Source organism: Pseudonocardia sp. ICBG601 (assembly GCF_020496245.1).
Window position 1 is genome coordinate 1 of record NZ_JAHLJA010000158.1, and the last position, 20,933, is coordinate 20,933.

The following is a 20,933-nucleotide window of genomic DNA, read 5'->3' on the forward strand; positions in this document are numbered from 1 at the left end:
GGACAGGTACTGGCGCGTCGACATCAGGCAGAGCACCAGGTTGACTAGTCCGCTCGGCGCGGGCGGAGGACACGACGGGCATCGTAGCAGGCCGGACGGGGCGGATCGGGCGCCCCGGGCCGCGGGCACCCGGGACCGCGCCGGGTACCGGTCACCGCTGACCGGTGGTTCTCATCCTGCGACAGGGTCGTTGACGACGGCCCGCGCACGGCAAAAGGCTCGTCCCCGGGTGCGGCGCCGCGGCCGTACCGGCACGTGGAGGTGGCGCATGTCCGCGAGCAGGAGACCTACAACCCGTGGACCGTGGTGAACCTGGTGTTCCACCACCTGGCCGACCAGGGCCTGCGCCCGGTGCTCGGGGAGACCGGGGACCCGGCCGCGGCCCGCGACCGGGCTGCTGCGGTCCATGGGGATCGCACCGGCACCGGAGAAGGCGGGTCCGGCCGACCCGGAGGTCCAGGACGAGCTGGCCGAGCTGCGGCGCCGGATCATGCCCGGGATCGAGTGACCGCGCCCGGTGATCTAGTTTGCGCTCCGCACGGACGGACCGGTCCGCGGGGAGGGGCGCCGATGGAGCAGCAGACCGAGCGCGCGATCGTGCAGCGGCAGCTCGAGGAGCTGCACGCGGCGATCGGGGGCCCCGGTGGGGTGCCCGACGGGCGGGTCGTCGCCTACTACCCGCCGGCGATGGCCGAGCGGTCGCACCTGTTCGGGCTGGCCGACACCGACATCGAGGGCACCCAGTGGGAGGTCGGCGACGCCGGGGTCCGCTTCCCGCTGCACTCCATCTCGAAGGTGTTCACCTACGGCCTGGCGCTGGAGGACAACGGCCGCGAGGAGGTCCTGCTACGGGTCGGGGTCGAGCCGTCCGGGGACCCGTTCAACTCGATCAGCTTCGACGAGGTCAACCACCGCCCGTTCAACCCGATGATCAACGCGGGGGCGCTGGTCGCGGTGAACCTGGTGCACGGCGCGACGCGGGAGGAGAAGGTCGAGCGGCTGCTGACCCGGCTGCGGATCTACGCGGGCAACCCCGACCTGGCCGTCGACGAGGACGTCCTCGCCGAGCAGCTGGTCTCCAACGACCGCAACGTCGCGCTGTCCTACCTGATGCGCAGCCTGGGGATGCTGCACGGCAACATCGAGGACAACCTCTACGTTTACCTGGCGGCCTGCTCGGTCACGGTCACCGCGAGCGAGCTGTCGACGATGGCGGCGACCCTGGCCCGGGCGGGGCGAACCCGTTCACCGGGGTGCCCGCGCTGCCCCGCACCTACACCCGGGACGTGCTGAGCGTGATGAGCATGTGCGGCATGTACGACGCCGCCGGACAGTGGGCCTACGAGGTCGGCATCCCGGCCAAGTCCAGCGTCTCCGGGGCGATCCTGGCGGCGATCCCGGACGCGATCGGGGTCGGTGTCTACTCACCCGGGCTGGACCGCACGGCAACTCGGTCCGCGGGGTCGCGGTGTGCCGGGAGCTGTCCGACCGGTTCGGGCTGCACGTGTTCGCCGACCCGTCGGAGTCGCGGCTGGGCCGGATCGTGCGCCCGGGCCGGCGCGAGGAGACCACCGAGATGTACCCCTCCGGCGACGGCTGGCTGCCCGACGGGATCGGCGAGGCGCCCTGACCGGGGCGCGGGCCGTCGCCCCGGCGAACGGAAACCGTGGGGGCGATCCCGGCGGGGGCCTTCCGGGAGTGGCGGGTCCGCCGTGCCGACCGCATGTGGCACGGCCACGCCCTCGGCCCCTACGCGGGCGGGTCGTCCTCCGGCGAGTCGTGGGCCGCGACGGAGGACGAGGAGGACCTCGGCGCGGCAGGCCCGAACGACCGTCGGTGGGCCCCCTGGTCCACCCGGCGCGACAGCTGAGCCCGCGGCCGGGCCCGTCGCCGTCGGTACGGTGCGCCCGGACACCCCCGACGAAAGGGACACCGATGGTCGCCCAGGCCGAGCGTGAACTGGTCCAGCAGCAGTTCGAGGAGCTCCGCAGCACCTGCACCGCGGGGAGCGGCATCCTGCTGCCCGGCGAGGAGGTCGTCAGCTACTACCCGCCGGAGATGGAGGCCCGGGCCGAGGAGTTCGGCCTGGCCGGCACGAACGTCGACGGCACGCAGTGGCAGGTCGGCGACTGCGAGGTCCGCTTCCCACTGCACTCGATCTCGAAGGTCTTCACCTACGGGCTCGCGCTGGAGGACAACGGCCTGGCCGAGACGCTGCGCCGGATCGGCGTGGAGCCCTCCGGGGACCCGTTCAACTCCATCACCTTCGACCAGGTGCACCACCGCCCGTTCAACCCGATGATCAACGCCGGGGCGCTGGTCGCGGCGAACATGGTGCAGGGAGCGACGAAGGAGGAGCGGGCCGGGCGGCTGCTGGAGCGCAACCGCGTCTACACCGGCAACCCGTCGCTGGAGATCGACCAGGACGTCCTCGACGAGCAGCTCGTCTCCAACGACCGCAACCTCGGGCTCAGCTACCTCATGCGGAGCCTGGGGATGCTGCACGGCGACATCGACGACACCCTCTACGTCTACCTCGACGCCTGCTCGATCACGGTCACCGCGCCGGAGCTGTCGGTGATGGGCGCGACGCTCGCGCACGGCGGGGTCAACCCGCTGACCGGTGAGCGGGCGCTGTCCCGCGAGCACCTGCGCACGGTGATCAGCGTGATGAGCATGTGCGGCATGTACGACGCCGCGGGCGAGTGGGCGCACGACGTCGGCATCCCGGCCAAGAGCGGGGTGTCCGGCGGGATCATGGGTGTACTGCCGCGCTGGTTCGGGCTCGGCGTGTACTCCCCCGGCCTGGACAGGCACGGCAACTCGGTGCGCGGGGTCGCGGTCTGCCGGGAGCTGTCGTCGCGGTTCGGGCTGCACGTGTTCGCCGACCCGCAGGAGTCGCGGTTCGGCCGGATCGCCCAGCCGGACTGAGCCGTGGCCCCGGGGCGGGTGCACTCCCACCCCGGGGGCGGCGGTCAGAGCGAGGCGATCAGGCGGTCCACCCGCTCGTCGACGGCGCGGAACGGGTCCTTGCACAGCACGGTGCGCTGGGCCTGGTCGTTCAGCTTCAGGTGCACCCAGTCGACGGTGAAGTCCCGCCCGGCGGGCTGGGCCGCGGCGATGAAGTCACCGCGCAGCTTCGCCCGGGTCGACTGCGGCGGGGTGTCCTTCGCGGCCTCGATCTCGCCGTCGTCGGTGACCCGGTCGACCAGCGCCTTGCGCTGCAGCATGTCGAACAGGCCGCGGCCGCGGCGGACGTCGTGGTAGGCCAGGTCGAGCTGGGCGACCCGGGCGCTGGACAGGTCCAGATCGTGCTTGGCCCGGTAGCGCTCCACCAGCCGGTGCTTGATCGCCCAGTCGATCTCGCGGTCGATCTTCGACAGGTCCTGGGACTCGATGGCGTCCAGCGTGCGCCCCCACAGCTCGACGACGCGCGCCATCGCCGGGTCCGGGTGCCCGGTCGCCTCCAGGTACTCGACGGCGCGGGCGTGGTACTCGCGCTGGATGTCCAGCGCCGAGGCCTCCCGGCCACCGGCCATCCGCACCGGGCGGCGCCCGGTGAGGTCGTGGCTGATCTCGCGGATCGCGCGGATCGGGTTGTCCAGGGTGAAGTCCCGGAACTGGACGCCGGCCTCGATCATCTCCAGCACCAGGGTGGCCGACCCGACCTTGAGCAGGGTCGTCACCTCGGACATGTTCGAGTCCCCGACGATCACGTGCAGCCGCCGGTAGCGCTCGGCGTCGGCGTGCGGCTCGTCGCGGGTGTTGATGATCGGCCGGGACCGGGTCGTCGCGGAGGAGACGCCCTCCCAGATGTGCTCGGCGCGCTGGGACAGGCAGTAGACCGCGCCGCGCGGGGTCTGCAGGACCTTCCCGGCACCGCAGATGAGCTGGCGGGTGACCAGGAACGGCAGGAGCACGTCGGCGATCCGGGAGAACTCGCCCTGCCGCGCGACGAGGTAGTTCTCGTGGCAGCCGTAGGAGTTGCCCGCGGAGTCGGTGTTGTTCTTGAACAGGTAGATGTCGCCGCCGATGCCCTCGTCGACCAGCCGTCGTTCCGCGTCGACGAGGAGGTCCTCGAGGATCCGTTCACCGGCCTTGTCGTGGGACACCAGCTGGGTCAGGGAGTCGCATTCCGCCGTGGCGTACTCGGGGTGCGACCCGACGTCGAGGTAGAGACGGGCACCGTTGCGGAGGAAGACGTTGGAGGACCGGCCCCACGACACCACCCGACGGAAGAGGTAGCGCGCCACCTCGTCCGGGGACAGCCGGCGCTGCCCGTGGAAGGTGCACGTGACACCGAACTCCGTCTCGACCCCGAAGATCCGACGCTGCATGCCGTTCAGGGTAGGCGCCCGACCCCCTCTACTGTCACGACTGTGAGTGGATGGTTCGAACGCGTCGCCCGCAGGTCCCGTCGACTGGACCGCGGGGCGGACTCGGTGTCCCGGGCCGACCGGGCGGTCACCGAGTTCATCTCGAGCCGTCCACCGAGCCGGGTGGACACCTCGCTGCGGCGGCTGACCCGCACCGCCGACCACAGCGTGCTGTGGTTCGCGATCGCCGCGGTGCTGTCGGTGCGCCGGGGAGCCGGGCGCAAGGCGGCGATGCGCGGGATCGCGTCCATCGCGCTGACCAGCTTCACCGCGAACGCGCTGCTCAAGCCGTTGTTGCCGCGCCGGCGCCCGGCCGCGGCCGAGCTGCCGGCCTACCGGACGGTGGCCGACCCGCCGTCGTCGTCGTCGTTCCCGTCGGGGCACGCCGCCTCGGCCGCGGCGTTCGCGACGGCGGTGGTGATGGAGAACCGCCGGGCCGCACCGGTCGTGGTGCCGCTGGCGGCGCTGGTGGGCTGGTCACGGGTGCACGTGGGGGTGCACTGGACCTCCGACGTGCTCGTCGGCGCGGCGATCGGCACCGGCGTGGCGAAGCTGACGAACCGCTGGTGGCCGGTGCGCCCCAGCGACGAGGCCCGCGCCCGCCCGATCGACACCGTGCCGGCGTTGCCGCAGGGCGAGGGCCTGGTCATCGTGTCGAACCCGTTCTCCGGGCCGCCCGACACCGACGTGTCCGAGGAGGTCCGGGAGCGGCTGCCCGCGGCGCACCACCTGGTGGTCGGGGACGGGGTGAAGGTCGAGGACATGCTGGAGGACGCGCTGGCCGAGCGCGGGCAGTGGGTGCGCGCCGTGGGTGTCGCGGGCGGGGACGGCACCGTCGCCACCGCCGCCGCGGTCGCGGACCGGCACGGGCTGCCGCTGGTCGTCGTGCCGGGCGGGACGTTGAACCACTTCGCGCGCGACGTCGGCGTCTACGACACCCAGGAGGCCGTCGACGCCACCCAGGCCGGGGAGGCCGTCGCGGTCGACCTGGCGCTGGTCGAGGCCCACCCGGGCCGGCTCGACGACCCCGAGGACATCTCGGTCACCCGCACCCGCTACTTCATCAACACCGCCTCGATCGGCTCCTACCCGGAGCTGGTGCGGCTGCGGGAGCAGTGGCAGCCGCGTTACGGCAAGTGGCCGGCGTTCGCCGCGGCGCTGATCACTGTGCTGCAGCGCTCGGAGAAGATCAGCGTGAAGATCGAGGGCCGCTGGTACAAGGTGTGGTTCCTGTTCGTCGGGAACGGCCCGTACTACCCGCGCGGCGCGGTCCCGGCGTGGCGGCCGACGCTGGACTCGGGCCTGCTCGACGTGCGCTGGCTGCGTGCCGACGTGCGGTTCTCCCGGCTGCGGGTCGTGATCGCGCTGATCCTGGGCGCCCTGGGGCACAGCCGGGTCTACCACCAGCGGGAGGTGCCCAGCCTCGACGTCGAGCTGCTGGAGCCGAGCATGCTGGCCACCGACGGCGAGGTCGTCGAGGAGGCCGGGCGCTACACCTTCCGGCTCGCCGAGAAGCCGATCCCGGTCTACCGCCGCGACGAGGAGCGCTGGACCGGGCGGGACCGCCCGTTCCAGGGGTGAGACCCGTGCTGCTGCGCTCGGTCCGCCCGCTGCGGCCCGGCTGCGACGGCCTGGGCGATCCGGTCGACGTGCTCCTGGACGGGGGCCGGGTGCGCGCCGTGGGCGCCGGGCTCGACCCGGGCGGCGCCGAGGTCGTCGAGTGCGACGGGCGGGCGCTGCTGCCGGGGTTGTGGGACCACTACGTGCACATGGCCCAGTGAGCCTTTTTCAACCTGACGTTTGTGCTGGTCAGGGGCGTGAAGGCCGGCCGGGGTGGGGCTCCTGGTAGACGGATGGGTGTCGAACCGTCGTCTGCCAGGAGCCCCGTGTGCTGTCCTACCCATCCGGGATGAACGTGTCCAGCCGTAGCGTCCGTGATCTTGCTGATCTTCTCCGGGGGCATCGGCGTCAGCGTGGAACACGCTGGCGCCGGCTCTCAGCCGGTCGGCAGGCCTTGCTGGTGCTCGCCTACCTGCGTAAGGGCGAGACCTACGCTGCCCTGGCCTGCGGGTTCGCGGTGAGCACCGCGACGGTGTACCGGTACCTGACCGAGGCGATCGGTCTGCTCGCCGCGCTCGCCCCGACCCTGGAACAGGCCATCACCGTCGCCGCTGGGAAGGCGTTCGTGATCCTGGACGGCACGCTGCTGCGTATCGACCGGGTCGGCATGACATCCGGCTACGACCGGGCGTTCTACTCCGGCAAACACAAGTGCCACGGCCTGAACGTGCAGGTCATCGCCGACCCCGTCGGCAGGCTGGTGTGGATCTCCCCACCGCTACCCGGAGCCCGGCACGACATGGGTGCCGCCCGCGCCCACGGGATCATCGACGCGGTCAACACCGCCGGGGTGCGGGCGATCGCTGACACCGCCTACCAAGGCGGCGGGCCCGCGATCACCGTCCCCCACCGACGCCGCCGCCGCGACCTCGACACCGGCCGGTACCGGCCCCTGTCAGCGAATCAGAAAGCGGTCAACGCCGCCCACGCCCGACGACGGGCACCCGGTGAACGGGTCAACGCCGAGCTGAAGAACTGGAAGATCCTCCGCAAGATCCGCTCCAGCCCCAACCAGGCCACCCAGCTCGTCGCCGCGGTCCAGACCCTCATGATCACAGCTACCTGACCAGCACAAACGTCAGGTTGAAAAAGGCTCAGTGGGCGCTGGCCCGCCGCAGGCTGGACGTGTCCGGCGCCCGCTCGGCCGCCGCCGCCGTGGCGCTCGTCGCACGGCGGCTGGCGACCGCGCCACCGGCCGCCGGTGAGGTGCTGGTCGGGTTCGGGTTCCGCGACGCGCTGTGGCCCGACGAGGCGCACCGCTCGCTGCTCGACCCGGTCACCGGTGACACCCCCGTCGTGCTCGTGTCCGGGGACCTGCACCAGGGCTGGCTCAACGGCGCCGCGCTGGCCCGCTTCGGGCACGACGGGCACCCGACCGGCCGGATCCGGGAGTCGGAGTTCTTCGCCGTCGTCTCCCCCGCGCTCCAGGACGCGCCGACCGGGGCCCTCGACGGGTTCGTCGCCGACGCCGCGTCCGCGGCCTCGGCACGCGGGGTGGTCGGCGTCGTCGACTTCGAGGCGCCGTGGTCGCTGCCGGACTGGCGACGCCGGATCGCCGGCGGCACGACCGGGCTGCGGGTCGAGGCATCGGTGTGGCCCGACCGCCTCGACGACGCCCGGGCCACCGGGCTGCGCACCGGCGACGTCGTCGAGGGCACCGGCGGGCTGCTCACCGCGGGGCCGCTGAAGGTGATCACCGACGGGTCGCTCAACACCCGCACCGCCTACTGCTACGACCCCTACCCCGCACCGCCGGAGAACCCCCTGGAGCACCCGTGCGGGCTGCTGCTGGTGCCGCCGGACGAGCTGCGCCCGCTGCTGGCCCGGGCGCACGCGGGCGGGCTCACCGCGGCCCTGCACGCCATCGGCGACCACGCCAACACCCTGGTCCTCGACGCGTTCGCCGCGACCGGGGCCCGCGGGCGGGTCGAGCACGCCCAGCTGCTGACCGGCGACGACGTCCCCCGCTTCGCGGGTCTCGGCCTGGTCGCGAGCGTGCAGCCCGAGCACGCCCTCGACGACCGCGACGTCGCCGACCGGCTCTGGGCGGGCCGCACCGACCGGGCGTTCGCGTTCGCGTCGCTGCACCGCGCCGGAGCCCGCCTCGCGCTCGGCTCGGACGCCCCGGTCGCGCCGCTGGACCCGTGGATTGCGCTCGCCGCGGCCGTGCACCGCACCGCCGACGACCGGGACCGCTGGCACCCCGAGCAGGAGATCGACCGGGCGACCGCGCTCGGCGCGTCGTTCGGGGTGGTCGACGGCGCGACCGCGGCGGTCACCGTCGGCGCCCGGGCCGACCTCGTGCTCACCGAGGCCGACCCCACCTCCTGCGCGCCGGCGGTGCTGCGCGCCATGCCGGTGGCCGGGACGCTGGTCGGGGGGCGCTGGACGCACCGCTCGGGGGTCTGAGGGTGCACCGACGGGTCGCAGGGCCGTCCGGGCCGGGGGTGCTGGAGGAGGTCGCGCTGCCGTCCGGAACGTTGACGGTGCTGCGCCCGGCCGACCCGGACGTCGTGGCGTTCGAGCCGGTGCCGGGGCCCGGTGCCAGCGAGGAGCTGCACCCGCCCCACTGGGCGCGACTCTGGCCATCGGGCCGGGCGCTGGCGCACGCGGTCGACGATGCCGGTCCGGAGCGGCTCGCCGGGCGTCGGGTGCTGGAGCTGGGGTGCGGGCTGGGGCTGCCGTCGCTGGCCGCGGCCCGTGCCGGGGCCGGGACGGTGCTCGCCATCGACCGGTCGGCCGCCGCCGTCGCCTGGGTCGCGGCGTCGGCCCGCCGGTGCGGGCTGGCGGTGGGCACCGCGGCGGTCCCGTTCGACCGGGCGGGCGACGGCGGCGCGCGCTGGGACCTGGTGCTGGCCGCCGACGTGCTCTACGGCGTGGCCGCCGCCGACGCGCTCGCCGCGCTGCTGCCGCGGGTGACCGCCCCCGACGGGCAGGTGTGGCTCGCCGATCCGGGCCGTCCCGAGACGCCGCGCTGGCTCGCCGCGGCCCGGGAGGTCTGGACCGTCACGACCCGGCCGCTGCCCGACGGGGTGGACCTGCACGTCCTGCGCCGTCCCTGACCGTGCGGCGGGGGGTGTCGGGCGCTGCGGATGCCGTCGCACCGACCGGCTGCGATGATCAGCGGTGCGCCGCGCAACGACCTCCGGAAGGGGTTCCGCCATCCTCCGACTGCCTCGGGCCGCCGCCTTCGCCGGCCTGGCCGTGACGTTCGCCGTGGTCATGCTCGGGGCGACGATGCCGACCCCGATGTATGCGCTCTACCAGCGCGAGCTCGGGTTCTCCGCCACCGTCCAGACGGTGATCTTCGCCGTCTACGCGGTCGGGGTGCTCGCCGCGCTGCTGGTCACCGGACGGTGGTCGGACCAGCTGGGACGGCGGCCGATGCTGCTGGCGGGGGTGGCGCTGTCGCTCGCGTCGAGCCTGGTGTTCCTGGTGGCGGGCCCGGTGTGGGTGCTGCTGGTCGGACGGCTGCTGTCCGGCTTCTCCGCCGGCATCTTCGCCGGGGCGGCGACCGCCGCGGTCATCGAGGCCGCGCCGGAGTCCTGGCGGGAACGCGGGGCCGCGGTCGCGACCGTCGCGAACATCGGCGGGCTCGGGCTGGGCGCGGCGCTCGCCGGGGTGGCCGTGGAGTACCTGCCGGCGCCGCTGCACCTGTCCTTCGCGGTGCACGCCGTCGCCGTCGCGCTGTGCGGGCTGCTCGTGCTGGGCGCACCGGAGACCGTGACCGACCTGCCCGCGCGCCCGGTGCTGCGGCCCCAGCGCCCCGAGGTCCCGCCTGCGGTGCGCGCGGTGTTCGGGGTCGCCGCGACGGCCGGGGTCGCCGGGTTCGCGGTGCTGGGCCTGTTCACCGCGCTGTCCCCGCGGATCGTGTCCGAGCTGATCGGGAACCCGAGCCACGCCGTCGCCGGGGCGATGTCGCTGCTGCTGCTGGGCGCCTCGGTGCTCGCCCAGCTCGCGGTCCGCACCGCGCCGACCGGGCGGATCCTGCACCTGGGCTGTGTGCTGCTGGCGGCCGGGGCGGCGCTCGTCGCGGTGTCGGTGGCGCGGGGCTCGATGGTGGAGCTGGTCGTCGGCGCGGTGGTCGCGGGCGTCGGTCAGGGGATGACGTTCTCCAAGGGCCTGGCCGCGGTGAACGCGCGGGTGGAGGCCCACCAGCGGGCGGGGACGACGTCGTCGTACTTCGTGGTGCTCTACGTCGCGATCTCGCTGCCGGTGGTCGGGCTGGGGGCGGCGAGCCAGGCGTGGGGGCTGCGGACCGCGGGCATCGTGTTCTGTGTGGCGGTCGCGGTGCTCGCGCTGCTGGCGCTGGCGGCGCTGCTGGTGCTCGACCGTCGTGACCCCCGGAGCCCGAGGTGAGCCGTCACCGGTAGCCCGTCGTGTCGGCGGGCAGACCCGCGTCCTGAACCTCGGTGACGTAGCGCCAGGCGTCGGGGCGGGACCCGTCGACGTCGTCGACGCCGTAGACCCGGCCGAGCTCCCCCGAGGAGGTGGAGCGGCCGTTCCAGCGGTGCCGGTCGGGGTCGGCGGCCAGCGCGGCGATGCCACGGCCGACGAACCGCGGTGTCTCCGAGATCGCGAAGTGCGGCTGGGCCGCGCACGCGTCGCGCCAGGTGTCGGCGGTGACCCCGTAGTGCTCCAGCATGATCTCCGAGCGCAGCCAGCCCGGGGTGACCGCGACGGCCGTTCCGCCGTGCCCGCGCAGCTCGTGCGCCCAGGACCGGGCCAGCCGGATCGGTGCGATCTTGGCCAGGTCGTAGAAGACGTTGAGCCGGTAGTTCTCGGCGTTGTAGGCGTCGGTGCCGTCGGTGATCTCGACGACGAGCCCACCCGGGGTCCGGGAGAGCAGCCGCAGCGCGTGGTGGGCGGTGACGAGGTGGGTGTCGATCGCCAGGCGCAGGGTGCGCAGCCCGTTGTCCAGGTCGTGCTCCCAGACCGGGGTGTCCCACTCCACCATCATCTCGCCGCCCCAGATGTCGTTGACCAGCACGTCGAGCCGGCCGTGGTCGCGCTCGACGCGCGCCACCAGCGTGGCGACCGCCGCGGGGTCGAGGTGGTCGGTCGGCACCGCGATGCCGGTCCCGCCCGCGGCGGTGACCAGGTCGGCGGTGTCCTCGATCGTCTCCGGGCGGTCGTACTCGGACCGACGGTCGCGGGTGGTGCGCCCGGTGCAGTAGACGACCGCGCCCGCGGCGCCCAGCTCGACGGCGATGCCACGGCCCGCGCCGCGGGTCGCGCCGGCCACCAGAGCGATGCGTCCGGTGAGGTCCATGGTCCTCCTTATGTAAACGAGTGTTCGTTCATATAAGCTGGCGTCATGCCCCGGCGCAAGCAGGTCCCCGACGCGGACGTCCTCGACCTCGCCCTCGGCGTCCTGCACACCGGCTGCGCCCAGGCGCTGACGTTCGCGGCGCTCGCCGAGGTCAGCGGTCTGGCCCCGGCCACCCTGGTGCAGCGCTTCGGCGGGAAGGCCGAGCTCCTGCACCGGGTGCTGATGCACGCCTGGGACCAGCTGGAGTGGCGGACCGCCGAGCTCGGCGAGGCCGACGCGCCCGGGCCGGAGGGGGCCGTCGCCTTCCTGGTCGGGCTCTCCGCGCAGTACGGGGGCATCGACAGCTACGCCGACGCGCTGCTCGTGCTGCGCGAGGACCTGCTGGACCCCGAGTCCCGCCGACGCGGCCGCGAGTGGAAGGAGGCGCTGGCCCGGATACTGGACACCTGTCTGGAGGGCCCGCCGGGTGCGGGCGTGTCACCGGCTCCCCGCACCCCGGGGAAGCCAGGGCGCGTCAGAGACCGTCGAGCTCGTCGCCGGTCACCAGCGGGAACCACGACGGCAGCGGCTCCGTCCCGCCGGACATCGCCACCGGACGTCCCAGCTCCCCCGCCGTGCGGGCGCGGACGGTGCGGCCCCGGTCCCCCTCGTGCAGCCGCACCGCCGGCAGCGGCCGGTCCCGGGCGGCGGCGAGCTCGCCGGGGGTGTTGACGTTGGTCAGCGACGCCAGGTCCGGGTCGAGGCGGGCCAGCACCGGGTCGCTGCGCAGGGTCTGCTCGCCGATCCGGCGGACCGAGACCCGCTCGAACAGCGACGGCGGGCGCCCCTGCCCGGCCGCGGTCAGCCCGTCGATCACCGGGGCGAGCGTGGTGGCGTAGGCGGCGGCGAGCGGCTGGTGGTGCCCGAACGCCTCGGGCAGCGCGACGTCGTGGTCCCCGCGCAGGTCCAGCACCCGGGCGACGAACGCGGGATGCAGCAGCGGCAGGTCGACCGACGCGACGAACGCCACCTGCGCCCGGCCCGAGACGGCGGCGAGCCCGGCACCGATCGCGGGCAGCGGGCCGAGGCCCGGCACCGGGTCGTCGACGACCTCGGTGCCCGGCGGGAGCTCCGGCAGATCCTGCCCGGCGGCGCGGACCACGACCAGCGGCCCGTCCACCGCCCGGCCCAGGACGGCGACGGTGCGGGTCAGCAGCGCCGCCCCGTGCCAGTCCAGCGACGCCTTCGCCGTCCCCATCCGCGACGAGGCACCGCCCGCCGGCACGATCCCCGCCCCCGGCCGCCGACCCCCGTACCCGCGCACGCCGCCGATCCTCCTCCTACCCTGGGGGTCGACAGCGGGAGGGGATCGGAATGGGACGGCTCACCGTGCGGCGCCCGGTGCTGCACCTGAACGCGGACGGCAGCACCCGCTCGCGGCCGGACACCCTCGTCGCCGAGGAGCCGCTGGAGCTGCGCGTCGGGGGGAAGGCGCTGACGGTCACGATGCGCACCCCCGGCCACGACGTGGAACTCGCGCACGGGTTCCTTCTGACCGAGGGTGTGATCGGCTCCGGGCTGGACCTGGCCGGGGCCCGCTACTGCAACTCCGTCGACGAGCAGGGCCGCAACACCTACAACGTGCTCGACGTCGACCTGGCCGAGGGCGTCGCTCCGCCGGACGTGTCGGTGGAGCGCAACTTCTACACGACCTCGTCGTGCGGGGTGTGCGGGAAGGCCTCCCTGGACGCGGTGAAGCTCAAGACCCGGCACTCCCCGGCCGCGGACCCGCTGCGGATCGGCCGGGAGCTGCTGCTGGAGCTGCCCGACCGGCTGCGCGCGCACCAGAAGGTGTTCGGCTCCACCGGTGGGCTGCACGCCGCCGCCCTGTTCGACGCCGACGGTGGCCTGCTCGCCGCCCGTGAGGACGTGGGCCGGCACAACGCGGTGGACAAGGTGCTGGGCCGGATGGTGATGGACGGCCGGGTGCCCGCGGCGGGCACCGTGCTGATGGTGTCCGGGCGGGCGTCGTTCGAGCTCGTGCAGAAAGCCGTGATGGCCGGGGTGCCGATGCTCGCGGCCGTGTCGGCGCCGTCGTCGCTGGCGGTGGAGCTGGCCGAGGAGTCGGGGATGACCCTGGTCGGGTTCCTGCGCGGCGACACCGGCAACGTCTACACCGGGGCCGAGCGCATCGACCTGTGAGTGCCGCCGCGCCCGGCGGTGGTCAGACGCGCGGAGTGAGCGTGGCCCAGGCCCGCTCGTGCCGGTCCACCACCCGGCGCAGCCGCCCCGCGGTCCCGGCCGGGCCGACCAGTGCGGCGACGGTGGCGACGACCAACGCGCAGCCCGCGGCCTGCCAGCCGGTGAGGGTCTCCCCGAGCACCAGCATGCCGAGCACCACCGACAGCACCGGGTGCACCAGCAGCAGTGCGCCCGCGGTGCCCGGCGCCAGCCCGGCCGAGCCGCGGCCGATCAGCACCCAGGAGACCACCTGCCCGGTCAGGGCCAGCACGATCAGCCAGGCCCATGTCGTCGCGGACAGTGCGACCGCGATCCCGCCCCCGGCGACGCCGACGAGCCCGCAGGTCAGCCCGGCCCCGACGGTCGCCAGCGCGACCGGGGTCACCAGGTGGCGCGGCCGGCGCCGCGACACCGAGCGGTTCAGGTGCAGGAAGCCGGCGTAGGCGATCCCGGCGAGGGTGCCGAGCACCGCGCCACGCACCGGTTCCGGCCCCCCGACGCCGGCGCCGAGCACCCCGCCGGCCAGGGCGATGCCGCCCAGCAGCAGCGGCGCGGCGTACACCAGCCTGCGCGGGACCCGCTCGCCCGCGACGATCCAGGCGATCAGCGGCAGCGCCAGCACCTGGATGTTGAGCACGACGTTCGCGATCCCGGCGCCCGCGTCGAGCACCGCGTGGGTCCAGAGCAGGAAGTCCGCACCCAGGAAGACCCCGGACAGCAGCGAGGTGCCGACCGTCGCGAGCGGGAGCCCGCCCACCCGCCGGTACTCGGCCAGTGCCCACGGACCCAGCACGACCAGGGCGAGCACGCACCGCCAGAACGACGCCGTCGCCGGGTCGGTACCCGCCATCGCGACGAGGATGCCGGTCCAGGCCAGGACGGAGGCGCCGGCGAGCAGGAGCAGGGCGGAGTGCGGGTCGCGGGCGGTGCGTGCGTTCACGTGATCCACGATCCCTCTCGGCACCGCGAAGATCCAATGATTGTTCCTACCCGATACCGCTAAGCTCTGCTATGTGATCTCCTGGGACCGGCTGCGCGTGTTCGACGCCGTCGCCGAGCACGGCTCGGTCGGCGCCGCCGCGGCCGCACTGCACATCACCGGGCCGGCGGTGACCCAGCAGCTGCGCAAGCTCGAACGCGAGACCGGCACCCGGCTCGTCGAACCGGACGGGCGCGGCATCCGGCTCACCGCCGCCGGACACGTGCTGGCCGGGCACGCGGCCGCCGCGGCGGCGACCGTCGCCGGTGCCGAGCGCGACCTCGCCGCGCTGCACGACTACGCCGCAGGACCGCTGCGGATCGGCTCGGTCGCGAGCGCGCTGCGCACGCTGCTGCCCGAGGTCATCGACGGACTGGCCGCCGCACACCCCCGGCTGGTCCCCACCGTCGACGACGGCGAGGTCGTCGACCTGCTGCCCGCCCTGCAGTCCCGCGACCTGGACGCGGTGCTCATGGAGAGCTGGACGCAGGCCCCGGCCCGGCTGCCCGCCGGGATCCGGGTGACCGCACTGGCCACCGAGCCCGCGATGCTCGCCGTCCCCGCCGACGACCCGCTCACCGGTCCCGACCCGGTGCCGCTGCGCACCCTGGCCGGGCGGGTGTGGACCTCCGGCCCGGTCGGCACCGAGCCCTACGCGGCGCTGCTGCAGCTGCTGCGCGGTGTCGGGTTCGAGCCGGACATCCGCTACCGGGTCGGCGACTTCGCCACCCAGCTGGCGCTGGTCCGCGCGCGGCTCGCGATCGCGCTGGTCCCGGGCATGGCGGTGGCGGGGTCGGCCGTCCCCGGCGGCACCGGCCCGGTCCCGGTCACCGCCGACGACGGCGTCCGGCTGCTCCCCTGCCGGCCCGCGGCGGGCCGCTCCCTGGTGCTGGCCACCCGCGGGTCCGACGCCGACCTGCCCGCGCTGCGCGCCCTGGTCGACGGCCTGCGCGCCGCCGCGGCCCGCATCATCCCCACCTGACCCCACCTGACCGCCCCGGCCCGCAGCCACACCCCCTGGCCGCCAGCCACACCCGTCGCAATGGGTGTGGCTGCCCGGGAGCGGGTGTGGATCCGCTCAGGCGAGCATGTCGCGGACCATCGGGATCACGCGGGTGCCGTACAGCTCGACAGCACGGAGGCGGGCCGAGATCGGCTGCGGGCCGACGGTGTAGATCAGGTCGAAGCGCTGGGCGCCCAGCGAGCGCACCGAGTCGGCGATGCGGCGGGCCACCGTCTCCGGGGACCCGACGTGCAGCGCCCCGTCGGCGACCTCGGACTCGAACCGGGCGCGGTCCAGCGGGGGCCAGCCGCGCTGGGCGCCGATCCGGTCCATCTGCGCCTTGTAGGGGGCGAAGAAGATCTCCTTCGCCTCGGCGTCGGTGTCGGCGACGAAGCCCGGCGAGTGCATGCCCACCGGCTTCGCCGCGTGCCCGAACTGCTCGACGGCGCGGTGGTAGAGGTCGACGTAGGGCGCGAACCGTCCGGCGGGGCCGCCGATGATGGCCAGCATCAGGCCCAGGTCGTGGCGGGCGGTGCGCACCACCGACTCCGGGGAGCCGCCGACGCCGACCCACACGGGCAGCCGGCGGCCGGTCGTCGGGAAGACCTCGATGCCGTCGATCGCGGCGCGGGTCCCACCCGGCCAGGTCACCGGCTTCTCGTCGAGGAGCTGCACGAACAGCTCGAGCTTCTCCTCGAACAGCCGCTCGTAGTCGTTCATGGAGTAGCCGAACAGCGGGAAGGACTCGGTGAACGATCCGCGGCCGACGATCACCTCGGCGCGGCCGTCGGACAGCGCGTCGAGCGTGGCGAAGCGCTGGTACACCCGCACCGGGTCGTCCGAGCTGAGGACGGTGACGCCGGAGGACAGCCGGATCCGGGAGGTCCGGGTCGCGATGCCGGCGAGCACCGTCTCCGGGGTGGAGATCGCGTACTCGGGGCGGTGGTGCTCCCCCAGCGCGACGACGTCGACGCCCACCCCGTCGGCGAGCACCACCTCGTCGACGACCTGGCGGATGGCCTGCGGGTGCGACAGCAGCGTGCCGTCGTCGCCCACCGGGACGTCGCCGAAGGTGTCCATGCCGAAGATGATCTCGCTCATCCGGTCCCCCATTTGGTTGATGGCTCAATCATGCCACGGGTTCCACGGGCCGGAGGCACCGCACGGCGGGGTGGTGGTGCTGGTCGACCACCCCGGACAGGACTAGCGCTCGCGGGCCCCCAGGCGACGCAGCAGGTTCGCTCCGAACCGGTCCCCGGTCACGTCCATCGTCGCCTTCATCGTGCGGGTCACCACCGGCGCGGCGAGCCGCGACAGCGGCATGTCGACGTCGACGGTCAGCGAGATCTCCAGATGTGTCGCGGGCGTGCCGTCCGGTTCCGGCTCGGCGTCGCTCAACGCGTAGTAGCCCTCCGCCCCCGCCCACTCGGTGGCTCCGGCGGGCGGTGCGTGGGTGAACTCGATCCGTTTGCCCTCGACGAAGGTCATCCGCTCGGTGAACACCGGCTTGATGCCCACCCCGAGCACCGCGATCCGCACCATGTGCCAGCGCCACAGCTCGTAGCCGTCGACGGCGGCGTCCCGCGCGGGGTCGGCCTCGATCCGGTTGAGCAGCGGCGTCAACGTCGGCAGCACGGCGGGGTCGGTCAGGACGCGCCAGACGTCGTCACGCGAGGCCGTGACGACGGCCTCGGACGCGGTGGTCGCGGAGAAGCGGGTCAGGACGCCCCGTCCCCACCCAGCGCCCCGCCGGCGGCCGGGCTGTCGTCCCCGCCCGCCACGTCGGGCTCCGGCTCCTCGGTGCCGCGGTTCGCGGCCGGCAGCAGGTCCGCCAGCGCCGCCCCCTCGAGACGACGGAAGGTCCGCCGCGGGCGGGTCCGGTCGAGCACCGCGACCTCGAGCGCCTCGGCGCCCAGGACCCGCGGCTGCGCGTTCGCGCCGTTGCCGGCCGACGCCGGGTCCGCCCCGGGCACCTGCAGCCCGCCGAGCGCGACCTCGATCGCCGCGCCCAGCTCCAGGCCGTGCGCGTAGGTCTCGGAGAGCTTCTGCGAGATCGGCTCGGTCTGCCCGCCCATGACGACGAACCGCGGCTCGTCGGTGATCGAGCCGTCGTAGGTGATCCGGTACAGCTGGTCCCCGGAGGCCTCGACGCCCACCTCGGCGACGCACAGCTCCACCTCGAACGGCTTCTGCTGCTCGACGAACGCCGTGCCCAGCGCCTGGGCATAGGCGTTGGCCAGCATCCGGCCGGTCACGTCGCGCCGGTCGTAGGTGAACCCGCGGAAGTCGGCCATCCGGATCCCGCCGGTGCGCAGGTTCTCGAACTCGTTGTACCGGCCGACCGCGGCGAAGCCGATCTTGTCGTAGATCTCGGAGACCTTGTGCAGGGCCGTCGACCGGTTCTCCGCGACGAACAGCACGCCACCGGCGTAGGTCAGCACGACCACGCTGCGGCCACGCGAGATGCCCTTGCGGGCCAGCTCGGAACGGTCGCGCAGCAGCTGGTCGACGGAGGAGTAGAACGGCATCGTCATGGGGAGGCGCTCCAGGCTCGTGCTTCGTGCGCGGGGAGGGGGTCAGCGGGACGGTCCGCCCGGGCGCTCCCGGCGCCCGGCGATCACCTGGTCGACGACGGCGGCGATCTCGGCCTCGTCGCGGCGCACGGCGCCCTCGGCGGTGATGCCGACGACCACCGGGTAGATGCGCCGCACCGTGTCCGGCCCGCCGGTGGCGGTGTCGTCGTCCGCGGCGTCGTAGAGCGCCTCGATCGCGGTGCGCACCGCGCCGTCGAGGCCCGCGGCCGGGTCGTGCAGCTTCTTCAGCGAGGACTTGGCGAACACCGAGCCCGATCCCACGGCATGGAAGCCGAGGTTCTCGTCGTACCGCCCGCCGGTGGGGTCGAAGGTGACGATCCGGCCGGCCTGGGCCGGGTCGGCGGCGTGGGTGTCGTAGCCCGCGAACAGCGGGACGACGACGAAGCCCTGCATCGCCGCGCCCAGGTTCTGGCGGACCATCCCGGCGAGCTTGTTGGCCTTGCCGTCCAGCGAGAGCGGGACGCCCTCGAGCTTCTCGTACTGCTCGAGTTCCACCGAGAACATCCGGACCATCTCCAGCGCGATCCCCGCGGAGCCGGCGATGCCGACCGCGGAGTGGGTGTCGGTGACGAACACCTTCTCGATGTCGCGCTGGGCGATCACGTTGCCCGCGGTCGCGCGCCGGTCACCGGCGATCACGACACCGCCGGAGAACAGCAGCGCGACGATCGTGGTGCCGTGCGGGACGCCCAGGGCGTCGGCGGAGGTGCCGGGACCGGCTGTCCGGTCCAGGCCCGCGCCGGGGAGCAGGTGCGGGGCCGCGCCGCCGACGAAGTCGGAGAACGACTGCGACCCGGTCAGGAAGGTGCCGAGCTGACCCGTGTGGTGCCCGGGCACCAGCCCGGAGGTGACCGACGGCCGGAACTCCATCTCTCGGACGTGCCTTTCGTTCGAACTGCGTGCGCCGGGGGTGCCGCTCCCCCACCTCGGCGGGGGTCGGCGGCCCTTCCGGCACGGCCGGGCCCGCAGGTGCGGACCCGGCCGGGACGGTACTGCTGGTGCCGGGGTGCGGCACGGTGAATGGCCCCGTGGAGCTCACTCACCGCCCTTCTGCACGTAGGACCGCACGAAGTCCTCCGCGTTCTCCTCCAGCACGTCGTCGATCTCGTCGAGGATGGTGTCGACGTCCTCACCGAGCTTCTCGCGGCGCTCCTGGCCGGATCCGGACGCGTTCTCGCCGGACTCGTCGTCTCCGTCGCCGCCACCCTGGCGCTTGGTCTGCTCCTGGGACATGACGCTCCTCCTTGCAGATCTCCTCGCAGAGAATTGCCTGCCTGCTCACCCTACCCACCGGGGGCGACAAAATCGCCTGTTGCGCGGCGGCGTGTGATCCGCTTCCCGGCGGGACGGCTCAGGAGGCGGTGAGCTTGTCGACCAGCTCCTCGGCCGTCGACACCGCCTCGAACAGCTCCCCCACGTGCTTGCGGGTTCCGCGCAGCGGCTCCAGCGTCGGGATCCGGACCAGGGACTCACGCCCCAGGTCGAAGATCACCGAGTCCCACGACGCGGCGGCGACCTCGACCGGGAACCGGCCCATGCAGGTGCCGCGGAAGTAGGCCCGGGTGTCCTCGGGCGGCTCGGTCATCGCCGCGGCGACCTGCTCCTCGGTGACCAGCCGGCGCATCGACCCTCGGGTGACCAGCCGGTTGTAGAGGCCCTTCGCCAGCCGGACGTCGGAGTACTGCAGGTCGACCATCCCGAGCCGGCCCGACGCCCAGGTCAGGCCCGTCGCGCTCGCGGTAGGCCTCGAGCAGCTTGAGCTTGGCCGTCCAGTCGAGCCGGTCGGCGGTCAGCATCGGGTCGCGCTCCAGGTCGACCAGCACCGATTCCCACTCCTCGACGACCTCGCGGGTGGTCGGGTCCCACTCCTCGCGGCGCGGGGAGACCGTCTGCTCCAGGTGCTCGACCGCGCGGGCCAGGTACTCCTGCTGGATCTGCAGTGCGGTGAGGTGACGGCCGTCGGCCAGCGGGACGGTCCGCTGCAGCGTCGGGTCGTGGCTGATCCGCGAGACCGACTTCACCGGCTCGGCCAGGCGCAGGTCCTCGAACGAGCGCCCCTTCTCGATCATGTCGAGGACCAGGGCGGTGGTGCCGACCTTGAGCAGCGTCGCGACCTCGGACAGGTTCGCGTCGCCGATGATGACGTGCAGGCGGCGGTACTTGTCGGCATCGGCGTGCGGCTCGTCGCGGGTGTTGATGATGCCGCGCTTGAGCGTGGTCTCAGGCCGACCTCGCGACCTCGACGTAGTCCGAGCGCTGGGCGATCTGGTAGCCGGCCTCGTCGCCCTGCTGGCCCAGGCCGACCCGGCCGGCGCCGCAGACGACCTGACGGGTCACAGAAGAACGGGGTCAGCCCGGTGACGATCGACGGAACGTCGTCGAGCGGGCCATCAGGTAGTTCTCGTGGGAGCCGTAGCTGGCGCCCTTGCCGTCGACGTTGTTCTTGTACAGACCTGCATCCGCGGCGCGCCCGGCACGGTGGCCGCGCGGTTCGCCGCCTCCAGCATGATCCGCTCGCCGGCCTTGTCCCAGGTCACGACGTCGCGCGGGGACAGGACCTCGGGTGTGGAGTACTCCGGGTGGGCGTGGTCGACGTAGAACCGAGCACCGTTGGTGAGGATGACGTTCGCCGCACCGAGGTCGTCGAGGTCGGTGTCGAGCTGCGGCGCCAGCGACGGCGCCGACAGGTCGAACCCGCGGGCCGTCGCGCAGCGGCGACTCGACCTCGTAGTCCCAGCGCGCCCGACGGTTGCGGGGCACGTCCGCCGCGGCGGCGTAGGCGAGAGCACCACCTGCGTCGAGGTGACGACGGGGTTCGCGGTGGGGTCACCCGGCACGGCGATGCCGTACTCCACCTCGGTGCCCATGA

At 73.8% G+C, this 20,933-nt stretch carries 22 protein-coding genes and 4 pseudogenes; 13 read left to right on the forward strand and 13 right to left on the reverse strand.

Annotated elements, in window-relative coordinates; genetic code table 11:
* Window positions 1-261 precede the first annotated feature (261 nt).
* The 5 genes and pseudogenes from KPL57_RS54320 (at window position 262) to glsA (ending at window position 2,931) form a co-directional block, all read left to right on the forward strand.
* Window positions 262-508: pseudogene (locus KPL57_RS54320) on the forward strand (hypothetical protein).
* Window positions 509-687: 179 nt separating this feature from the next.
* Window positions 688-1,403: pseudogene (locus KPL57_RS71000) on the forward strand (glutaminase); the annotation flags it as partial.
* Window positions 1,404-1,468: 65 nt separating this feature from the next.
* The gene (locus KPL57_RS71005) at window positions 1,469-1,630 is read left to right on the forward strand and encodes a hypothetical protein (RefSeq protein ID WP_226358177.1); all 162 of its coding nucleotides are present in this window, start codon (window positions 1,469-1,471) and stop codon (window positions 1,628-1,630) included.
* A 36-nt stretch (window positions 1,631-1,666) separates the two neighbouring features.
* A complete protein-coding gene (locus KPL57_RS71010) occupies window positions 1,667-1,870 on the forward strand; it encodes a hypothetical protein (RefSeq protein ID WP_226358178.1) in 204 nt (67 codons plus the stop codon).
* Between the two features lie 65 nt (window positions 1,871-1,935).
* Complete coding sequence (gene glsA, locus KPL57_RS54340; protein ID WP_226358163.1) at window positions 1,936-2,931, forward strand: glutaminase A; 996 nt, start codon at window positions 1,936-1,938, stop codon at window positions 2,929-2,931.
* Between the two features lie 44 nt (window positions 2,932-2,975).
* Here the strand turns inward: glsA and pafA are convergent, their stop codons facing one another.
* Window positions 2,976-4,337, reverse strand: coding sequence for a Pup--protein ligase (gene pafA / locus KPL57_RS54345; RefSeq protein WP_226358164.1), 1,362 nt, complete (start codon window positions 4,335-4,337; stop codon window positions 2,976-2,978).
* A 42-nt stretch (window positions 4,338-4,379) separates the two neighbouring features.
* Between pafA and KPL57_RS54350 the strand changes: the two genes are divergently transcribed.
* The 6 genes from KPL57_RS54350 (at window position 4,380) to KPL57_RS54375 (ending at window position 10,355) form a co-directional block, all read left to right on the forward strand.
* Window positions 4,380-5,957: a phosphatase PAP2 family protein gene (locus KPL57_RS54350; RefSeq protein ID WP_226358165.1), complete on the forward strand. Its 1,578-nt coding sequence runs from the start codon at window positions 4,380-4,382 to the stop codon at window positions 5,955-5,957.
* Between the two features lie 5 nt (window positions 5,958-5,962).
* Window positions 5,963-6,157 (forward strand): hypothetical protein, encoded by a 195-nt coding sequence (locus KPL57_RS54355; RefSeq protein WP_226358166.1) that lies wholly within the window; start codon window positions 5,963-5,965, stop codon window positions 6,155-6,157.
* A 107-nt stretch (window positions 6,158-6,264) separates the two neighbouring features.
* Complete coding sequence (locus KPL57_RS54360; RefSeq protein ID WP_226350737.1) at window positions 6,265-7,062, forward strand: transposase family protein; 798 nt, start codon at window positions 6,265-6,267, stop codon at window positions 7,060-7,062.
* Between the two features lie 17 nt (window positions 7,063-7,079).
* Window positions 7,080-8,405 carry an amidohydrolase gene (locus KPL57_RS54365; protein ID WP_226358167.1) on the forward strand — a complete coding sequence of 442 codons (1,326 nt, stop codon included), beginning with the start codon at window positions 7,080-7,082 and terminating at the stop codon, window positions 8,403-8,405.
* Window positions 8,406-8,407: 2 nt separating this feature from the next.
* A complete protein-coding gene (locus tag KPL57_RS54370; protein ID WP_226358168.1) occupies window positions 8,408-9,058 on the forward strand; it encodes a methyltransferase domain-containing protein in 651 nt (216 codons plus the stop codon).
* 64 nt (window positions 9,059-9,122) lie between these two features.
* Window positions 9,123-10,355 (forward strand): MFS transporter, encoded by a 1,233-nt coding sequence (locus tag KPL57_RS54375; RefSeq protein WP_374203924.1) that lies wholly within the window; start codon window positions 9,123-9,125, stop codon window positions 10,353-10,355.
* 4 nt (window positions 10,356-10,359) lie between these two features.
* On the opposite strand, the gene KPL57_RS54380 is transcribed toward KPL57_RS54375, so the two are convergent.
* Window positions 10,360-11,268 (reverse strand): SDR family oxidoreductase, encoded by a 909-nt coding sequence (locus tag KPL57_RS54380; protein WP_226358169.1) that lies wholly within the window; start codon window positions 11,266-11,268, stop codon window positions 10,360-10,362.
* A 514-nt stretch (window positions 11,269-11,782) separates the two neighbouring features.
* The gene (locus KPL57_RS71015; protein ID WP_226358170.1) at window positions 11,783-12,571 is read right to left on the reverse strand and encodes a molybdenum cofactor guanylyltransferase; all 789 of its coding nucleotides are present in this window, start codon (window positions 12,569-12,571) and stop codon (window positions 11,783-11,785) included.
* A 50-nt stretch (window positions 12,572-12,621) separates the two neighbouring features.
* Here KPL57_RS71015 and fdhD point away from each other — a divergent pair, with 50 nt between their 5' ends.
* The gene (gene fdhD, locus KPL57_RS54395; protein WP_226358171.1) at window positions 12,622-13,449 is read left to right on the forward strand and encodes a formate dehydrogenase accessory sulfurtransferase FdhD; all 828 of its coding nucleotides are present in this window, start codon (window positions 12,622-12,624) and stop codon (window positions 13,447-13,449) included.
* 22 nt (window positions 13,450-13,471) lie between these two features.
* Here fdhD and KPL57_RS54400 read toward each other — a convergent pair whose 3' ends face one another.
* Window positions 13,472-14,428 (reverse strand): DMT family transporter, encoded by a 957-nt coding sequence (locus KPL57_RS54400; protein WP_226358172.1) that lies wholly within the window; start codon window positions 14,426-14,428, stop codon window positions 13,472-13,474.
* Window positions 14,429-14,501: 73 nt separating this feature from the next.
* On the opposite strand from KPL57_RS54400, the gene KPL57_RS54405 reads away from it, so the two are divergent.
* Window positions 14,502-15,449, forward strand: coding sequence for a LysR family transcriptional regulator (locus KPL57_RS54405; RefSeq protein WP_226358173.1), 948 nt, complete (start codon window positions 14,502-14,504; stop codon window positions 15,447-15,449).
* Between the two features lie 96 nt (window positions 15,450-15,545).
* Here the strand turns inward: KPL57_RS54405 and KPL57_RS54410 are convergent, their stop codons facing one another.
* The 9 genes and pseudogenes from KPL57_RS54410 to KPL57_RS68230 form a co-directional block, all read right to left on the reverse strand.
* Window positions 15,546-16,571: an LLM class flavin-dependent oxidoreductase gene (locus KPL57_RS54410; RefSeq protein WP_226358174.1), complete on the reverse strand. Its 1,026-nt coding sequence runs from the start codon at window positions 16,569-16,571 to the stop codon at window positions 15,546-15,548.
* A gap of 102 nt (window positions 16,572-16,673) precedes the next feature.
* On the reverse strand, window positions 16,674-17,105 hold the full coding sequence (locus KPL57_RS54415) for a hypothetical protein (RefSeq protein WP_020626590.1): 432 nt from the start codon (window positions 17,103-17,105) through the stop codon (window positions 16,674-16,676).
* Window positions 17,106-17,188: 83 nt separating this feature from the next.
* Complete coding sequence (gene prcA / locus KPL57_RS54420; protein ID WP_060711846.1) at window positions 17,189-18,004, reverse strand: proteasome subunit alpha; 816 nt, start codon at window positions 18,002-18,004, stop codon at window positions 17,189-17,191.
* A gap of 42 nt (window positions 18,005-18,046) precedes the next feature.
* Window positions 18,047-18,934: a proteasome subunit beta gene (gene prcB / locus KPL57_RS54425; RefSeq protein ID WP_226358175.1), complete on the reverse strand. Its 888-nt coding sequence runs from the start codon at window positions 18,932-18,934 to the stop codon at window positions 18,047-18,049.
* A gap of 165 nt (window positions 18,935-19,099) precedes the next feature.
* Window positions 19,100-19,297 carry a ubiquitin-like protein Pup gene (locus KPL57_RS54430; protein ID WP_020626587.1) on the reverse strand — a complete coding sequence of 66 codons (198 nt, stop codon included), beginning with the start codon at window positions 19,295-19,297 and terminating at the stop codon, window positions 19,100-19,102.
* A gap of 118 nt (window positions 19,298-19,415) precedes the next feature.
* A complete protein-coding gene (locus tag KPL57_RS68215) occupies window positions 19,416-19,760 on the reverse strand; it encodes a proteasome accessory factor PafA2 family protein (RefSeq protein WP_264199774.1) in 345 nt (114 codons plus the stop codon).
* Between the two features lie 85 nt (window positions 19,761-19,845).
* Window positions 19,846-20,265 (reverse strand): annotated as a pseudogene (locus KPL57_RS68220) (proteasome accessory factor PafA2 family protein); the annotation flags it as partial.
* Between the two features lie 19 nt (window positions 20,266-20,284).
* Window positions 20,285-20,455 (reverse strand): annotated as a pseudogene (locus KPL57_RS68225) (proteasome accessory factor PafA2 family protein).
* Window positions 20,455-20,933, reverse strand: a 479-nt coding sequence (locus tag KPL57_RS68230) for a proteasome accessory factor PafA2 family protein (protein ID WP_264199776.1), incomplete at its 5' end; no start/stop codon positions are given. The pseudogene KPL57_RS68225 and the gene KPL57_RS68230, both read right to left, overlap by 1 nt.

Excerpts from the sequence above, each read along its gene's own strand:
- KPL57_RS68215 (WP_264199774.1), bottom strand. The coding sequence starts at position 19,760 with ATGGTCGACCTGCAGTACTCCGACGTCCGGCTGGCGAAGGGCCTCTAC.
- KPL57_RS54410 (WP_226358174.1), bottom strand. The coding sequence starts at position 16,571 with ATGAGCGAGATCATCTTCGGCATGGACACCTTCGGCGACGTCCCGGTG.
- fdhD (WP_226358171.1), top strand. The coding sequence starts at position 12,622 with ATGGGACGGCTCACCGTGCGGCGCCCGGTGCTGCACCTGAACGCGGAC.
- prcA (WP_060711846.1), bottom strand. The coding sequence starts at position 18,004 with ATGACGATGCCGTTCTACTCCTCCGTCGACCAGCTGCTGCGCGACCGT.
- KPL57_RS54380 (WP_226358169.1), bottom strand. The coding sequence starts at position 11,268 with ATGGACCTCACCGGACGCATCGCTCTGGTGGCCGGCGCGACCCGCGGC.
- glsA (WP_226358163.1), top strand. The coding sequence starts at position 1,936 with ATGGTCGCCCAGGCCGAGCGTGAACTGGTCCAGCAGCAGTTCGAGGAG.
- prcB (WP_226358175.1), bottom strand. The coding sequence starts at position 18,934 with ATGGAGTTCCGGCCGTCGGTCACCTCCGGGCTGGTGCCCGGGCACCAC.
- pafA (WP_226358164.1), bottom strand. The coding sequence starts at position 4,337 with ATGCAGCGTCGGATCTTCGGGGTCGAGACGGAGTTCGGTGTCACGTGC.
- KPL57_RS54430 (WP_020626587.1), bottom strand. The coding sequence starts at position 19,297 with ATGTCCCAGGAGCAGACCAAGCGCCAGGGTGGCGGCGACGGAGACGAC.